The sequence below is a fragment of the Chamaesiphon sp. VAR_48_metabat_403 genome, from assembly GCF_031422475.1.
In the GTDB taxonomy this organism is placed as follows: Bacteria; Cyanobacteriota; Cyanobacteriia; order Cyanobacteriales; family Chamaesiphonaceae; genus Chamaesiphon.
In genome coordinates, this window is the sequence record NZ_JANPLS010000290.1 from 1 (window position 1) to 5,465 (window position 5,465).

General features: G+C 45.6%; 5 protein-coding genes and 3 tRNA genes. 7 read left to right on the forward strand and 1 reads right to left on the reverse strand.

Translation table 11 applies throughout. The annotated features are described in order from the left end of the window. The first annotated feature begins 101 nt into the window (after positions 1-101). The 5 genes from RMO79_RS13660 (at position 102) to RMO79_RS13680 (ending at position 3,701) form a co-directional block, all read left to right on the forward strand. Positions 102-173, forward strand: a tRNA-Thr gene (locus tag RMO79_RS13660). A gap of 309 nt (positions 174-482) precedes the next feature. Continuing rightward, complete coding sequence (sbcD, locus tag RMO79_RS13665; protein ID WP_310483714.1) at positions 483-1,874, forward strand: exonuclease subunit SbcD; 1,392 nt, start codon at positions 483-485, stop codon at positions 1,872-1,874. 101 nt (positions 1,875-1,975) lie between these two features. Further along, positions 1,976-3,157 carry an aldo/keto reductase gene (locus tag RMO79_RS13670; protein ID WP_310483711.1) on the forward strand — a complete coding sequence of 394 codons (1,182 nt, stop codon included), beginning with the start codon at positions 1,976-1,978 and terminating at the stop codon, positions 3,155-3,157. Positions 3,158-3,410: 253 nt separating this feature from the next. After that, positions 3,411-3,492 (forward strand) — tRNA-Leu (locus RMO79_RS13675). A 136-nt stretch (positions 3,493-3,628) separates the two neighbouring features. Continuing rightward, positions 3,629-3,701, forward strand: a tRNA-Arg gene (locus tag RMO79_RS13680). 54 nt (positions 3,702-3,755) lie between these two features. Here RMO79_RS13680 and grxC read toward each other — a convergent pair. Further along, positions 3,756-4,019, reverse strand: coding sequence for a glutaredoxin 3 (grxC, locus tag RMO79_RS13685; protein WP_310483715.1), 264 nt, complete (start codon positions 4,017-4,019; stop codon positions 3,756-3,758). A 405-nt stretch (positions 4,020-4,424) separates the two neighbouring features. Between grxC and RMO79_RS13690 the strand changes: the two genes are divergently transcribed. Further along, positions 4,425-5,018, forward strand: coding sequence for a superoxide dismutase (locus RMO79_RS13690; protein ID WP_310483712.1), 594 nt, complete (start codon positions 4,425-4,427; stop codon positions 5,016-5,018). 89 nt (positions 5,019-5,107) lie between these two features. Further along, a partial coding sequence (gene modA / locus RMO79_RS13695; RefSeq protein ID WP_310483713.1) for a molybdate ABC transporter substrate-binding protein occupies positions 5,108-5,465 on the forward strand: 358 nt, incomplete at its 3' end.

Below are 5,465 nucleotides of genomic sequence, written 5' to 3' on the forward strand. Positions count from 1 at the left end.
GGATCGATCGATTCAGGTCTTTGTTTTGGCTGTATTTCTGTCATTTTAGGCTTGATGCCATCTATAATAATTGGTTGGGTAGATTAATTTTACCCGATCCTGCCGATGTGGCTCAGTGGTAGAGTAGTTGATTCGTAATCAATTGGTCGCGAGTTCAAATCTCGCCATCGGCTTACTAAAACCCTTGCTAGGTAACAACTCTTGATTTGGTGCCAATTTCGCTAGGCGGTCGAAATCGATCGATCGCAGCAACGTAAAAATAGGCTTTTTTCATGCTACTTTTCCTAAGTGCGGAATGTGGGTTAAATAGACCAAGAACTAACCAAACTGTTATGCTCGATCGAGCGACATCAGCTAGTATATAGTTACTGGAATACCTTGTCTATCGATCGGAATCTAATCCCTACAGCCCAAAACCGCTCAGTGAGCGGTAGCCGTTGGCGATAGCCTGCCGTAGGCACACTGAAAGCCTAAAACTTAATCTGATGAAAATTCTACATCTAGCCGATATCCACATGGGTGGAGGTTTTGCTCATGGTAAAATTGACCCAGAAACCGGACTGAATACGCGGTTCCAAGATTTTGTCAAATCACTATCGAGTACGATCGACAGGGCATTAGCCGAGCCAGTCGATCTGGTACTATTTGGTGGAGATGCCTTTCCCGATGCTACGCCCGCACCGTATATTCAGCAAGCTTTCGCCCGTCAATTTTATCGGCTCGTCGATGCTAATATTCCCACCGTCTTATTAGTTGGCAATCACGATCAACATTCTCAGGGACAAGGTGGAGCCAGCTTGTCAATTTATCGCTCCTTGGGCGTTCCTGGCACGATCGTCGGCGATACGATCGAGACTCATGTTATAAATACTCGCAGCGGTGCGATTCAAATTATTACCCTCCCCTGGCTCAATCGCTCTACTCTACTAACTCGCGAGATTGCCGAAAATCTCTCGATGTTGGAAGTCAACCAATTATTACTCGATAAACTTCAGCCGCGACTAGAAGGCGAAATTCGCAAACTCGATCCTAATTTACCGACGATCGTTTTAGCGCACCTAATGGCGGATAATGCCACTCTAGGAGCCGAGAAATTTTTAGCTGTTGGTAGAGGGTTTACCATTCCCCTATCCTTCCTGACGCGTTCTTGCTTTGACTACGTGGCTTTGGGGCACGTCCATCGTCACCAAAATCTCAATAAAACCAACGACCCCGCTGTTGTCTATCCAGGGAGTATCGAGCGGGTAGATTTTAGCGAAGAGAAGGAAGATAAAGGCTATGTGTTAGTGACAATTGAGCCGACGGTGCAGCCAGCCAGTAAAAGTTTTGAGACGACTTGGGAATTTTGCCCTTTAGCTGTGCGGACTTTTCGGACGATTAAAATCGATGTCTCCAATAGCGAACAGCCTCAACTAGATATTTTAGCCGCGATCGCCAAGGTCGATATTACCGATGTCGTAGTACGATTAATTTATCAGCTTAGTCCCGATCGAGTCGAATTAATTAATACCAGTGGCATTCACGAAGCCTTGAGTACCGCACACCACTATACAATTCAAGCCGAACTTATCAGTCAACTAAGCCAACCTCGATTGCCCGAACTCGGCTGTAGCGTTGGCGACCCGATGGTAGCACTTTCTACCTACCTGGACAATCGCCCCGACCTTAAAGACATTGCCACCGCCATGATCGCCGCTGCAAATGAGTTATTATCTTCAGATAATCTCGGCTCCATCTCCAGCAATCGAGTTTTACTAGATCTCGAATCATCTTCAGATCCAGACACCGTAACGATAGAAGCTGCCGAGAGCGATACATCTACTGCCAAACCACCCAAATCCAAAACCACTGACGGACAGCTAACATTACTTTAGACTAGGGGTGTAGGGAGTTAATTAAAGCGATATCTTCATAAATCCTCCCTATCCTCCCACCCTTCCCTATCCTCCCACCCTTCCCTATCCACTATCCCCTAATGGAATATCGTCGTTTTGGTCGTACAGATCTCCAAATGCCTGTCTTTTCATGTGGCGGAATGCGCTACCAACATAAGTGGCAAGATGTCCCTTTTGCTGAAATTCCCGATGATAATCAATTAAATATAGAAGCGACGATCCAACGATCGCTAGCTGTTGGGATAAATCATATTGAAACTGCCAGGTTTTACGGCTCTTCTGAAGTTCAACTCGGTCGAATTTTACCCAAGTTAAATCGCCAAAATTTTATTTTTCAAACTAAGGTTGTACCTACCGCCGATGCGAAAGAATTTCGCAAAACTTTCGAGCTGTGCTTATCGCGACTCAATTTAGAATATGTCGATTTGCTAGGTCTGCATGGCATTAACGATCGCGAAACTGCCGATTTTGCCCTGAGAGATGGCGGCTGTTGGGAAGTGGCTAAACAACTGCAAGCAGAAGGGAAAGTCAGGTTTATTGGTTTCTCTACTCACGGTAGTACCGAAACGATCGTTCGGGCGATCGAGAGCGATAAATTCGATTATGTCAATCTCCATTGGTACTATATCAATCAAACCAATTGGGCGGCGATCGCAGCAGCAACTCGTCACGACATGGGGGTATTTATTATCAGTCCGACTAATAAAGGTGGATTGCTCAATAAACCATCAGCAAAATTAGTCGAACTCTGTCAACCTTTGAGTCCGATTGTATTTAATAACCTGTTCTGTCTGAGCCATTCCCAAGTCCATACCCTCAGCGTCGGTGCGGCGACACCCAGCGATTTTGACGAACACCTCAAAACACTCCCTTTACTAGCACGCGCCGCCGAACTATTACCGCCAATTATCGATCGCCTAGAACGTGCCGCGATCGACAAACTAGGGCACGAGTGGGTAAAAACCTGGCGACAAGGCTTACCCGACCCCACAGACACCCCTGGGAACATCAATATCCCGATTATCCTCTGGCTGCGAAATCTCGCGATCGCCTATGATACGATCGAGTACGGACAAATGCGCTACAATCTGCTCGAAAATGGCGGACACTGGTTTCCTGGTGCCAAAGCTACCAACGTCAAAGATCTCGATTTATCTGCATGTCTGGCAAATAGTCCCCATGCGGAAAAAATCCCCGACTTGCTTTGGGAAGCCGATTTACTCCTCGGCGGCGTGGAAGTCAAACGACTTTCTCAAACTTAGAGAGGTTGGAGATGGGAGCGGGGAGATGGGAGATGGGAGAGAAAGGTGCTAAAGCACCTCTTCCATTGAGATGAGGGAGGAAGGAAAATATAATATCTCAACATCCAAAGACGCTTGCGTCCTTTTTTCTCCCAACTCCCAACTCCCATCTCCCATCTCTCAACTCCCATCTCCTCCCCCTATTGACTCCCCCGTCTAATCGTGATATCTTAGCAAAGCACGTAAAGCGCACCTCAACCAAAAATTTAATCGAGCGGATGTGGCGGAATTGGTATACGCGCACGCTTGAGGTGCGTGTGGCTTAGTCCTTGGGAGTTCGAGTCTCCCCATCCGCATATCAAAAAGAAATAGCCCTAGCCTTCCCTAGAGAAAGCTGGGGCTATTTCTATAATCGACCCAGAGTAACAGGAAGGAGATTTACTAAAATTAGGTAGTGAAATTTCACTAGATGCGCTATTATATGAATAACAAGGGCACGTGGTTCAGTGGATAGAGCATCAGGTTCCGGTCCTGAGGAGCGGGGGTTCGAGTCCCTCCGTGCTCATGAAAACAAAAAGCAGCCGATACATTATGTATTGGCTGCTTTTTTAGAGATTAATTAAGCAATACCGAGCAATGCGTCTAACTTGCCCTGAGCGTCGAGATCGTGGATGTCATCGCAGCCACCGATGTGGGTATCGTCGATAAATATTTGGGGCACAGAACGTTTGCCGTCGCCTCTGGCTGCCATTACCGAGCGAGCTTGTTCGTCACCATCGATCGAATGTTCGGTAAATTCGACACCCTTATTTTTCAATAAAGCCTTGGCACGAATGCAAAACGGGCAGCTTCGCCATGTATAAATTTCGATATTTGGCTGCATGGGAGTGTCAACTGGTAAATTCTCAAGTTCACTACCTAGTTTGACATTTTTGAGTCCGATCGTCATCCAGTCCGATCGCGGTGGCATCATTGACAATCCACAAGCGTAAATTGGGCAAAAAACAAAAAATAGACCACCAGTAAATAGCGATCTACGTTGCAGTAGTTATTGGGTAACTAATATATTTAGATAATAGCCTGGGTACCTCGATCGGATCTTCAGCCAGTTGTACGGATTTATCTCAGTCAAAAGGCTGGGGTTTGAGATTTGGCTCGATAGATCCGCAGTGGAGCAGATCGAGCCTTCTGTTACATGCACACTTTTTACACTCACTCGCGCCTAGCTGGTTAAATTTGTTATATTCAGCAGTAGGTGAGAATATTAATTTTAGGAGAGCATTTCCCAATGGCGTTCGTACAAGAAGCTTTGCCTTATGATGTCAGTGCATTAGAGCCACACATGTCTGCAAAGACGTTTGAGTTTCACTATGGTAAGCACCATGCTACCTATGTGACTAACCTCAACAACCTTACCAAAGATACGCCGATGGCGGATATGTCGATTGAAGATGTTGTCAAAGCTAGTTTTGGTGATGCCAGCAAAGCAGGCATTTTCAATAATGCCGCTCAGGTGTGGAACCATGCTTTTTTCTGGAAATCTATGAAGCCGAATGGTGGCGGTACGCCAACTGGCGAATTAGCTGCAAAAATCGATGCAGCATTCGGTAGTTTAGACCAATTTAAAGCAGATTTCAAAACTGCGGCTACGACTCAATTTGGTAGTGGTTGGGCATGGCTGGTTAACGATGGTGGTACGCTCAAGATTACCAAAACTGGTAATGCTGAAAACCCCCTAGTTCACGGACAAACTCCCTTGCTGACGCTAGATGTTTGGGAACATGCTTACTATCTCGATTTCCAAAATCGCCGCCCTGATTTTATCAGTACCTACTTAGATAGCTTGGTAAACTGGGATTTTGCTGCTGCTAACTTAAAATAAGCATCAGCGAGTGGACGCGCAAGCGTCCATTCTTATTTCAGCGAAAAATTAGATATCAATCTAGTCTCGTGGATAGTGGATAGTGGATAGTGAATCGTCTTTTCAATAAGTTCTGGCAACTCGGACTGTTAAGCCTAATTATAATTATCAGTGCGAGCTTTTTAGCTTTCCCACCCCAGCAGCACGTATTGAAATCTTCCAATTCTACATCAACAATTTTAGTTGCCGCTGCTGCCAGTCTTCAAAAATCTCTGCAAGAAATTACACCACTTTATACTAAAGCCAACCTCAATCGATCGGTCAATTATAATTTTGCGGCTTCTGGTGCCCTCCAACAACAAATCGAACGCGGTGCGCCTGTAGATATATTTATCTCAGCGGCTGAGAAGCAAATGAACGATTTAAAAGTAAAAGGATTGTTAGTAGCGGGAACTTATCGAGATTTAT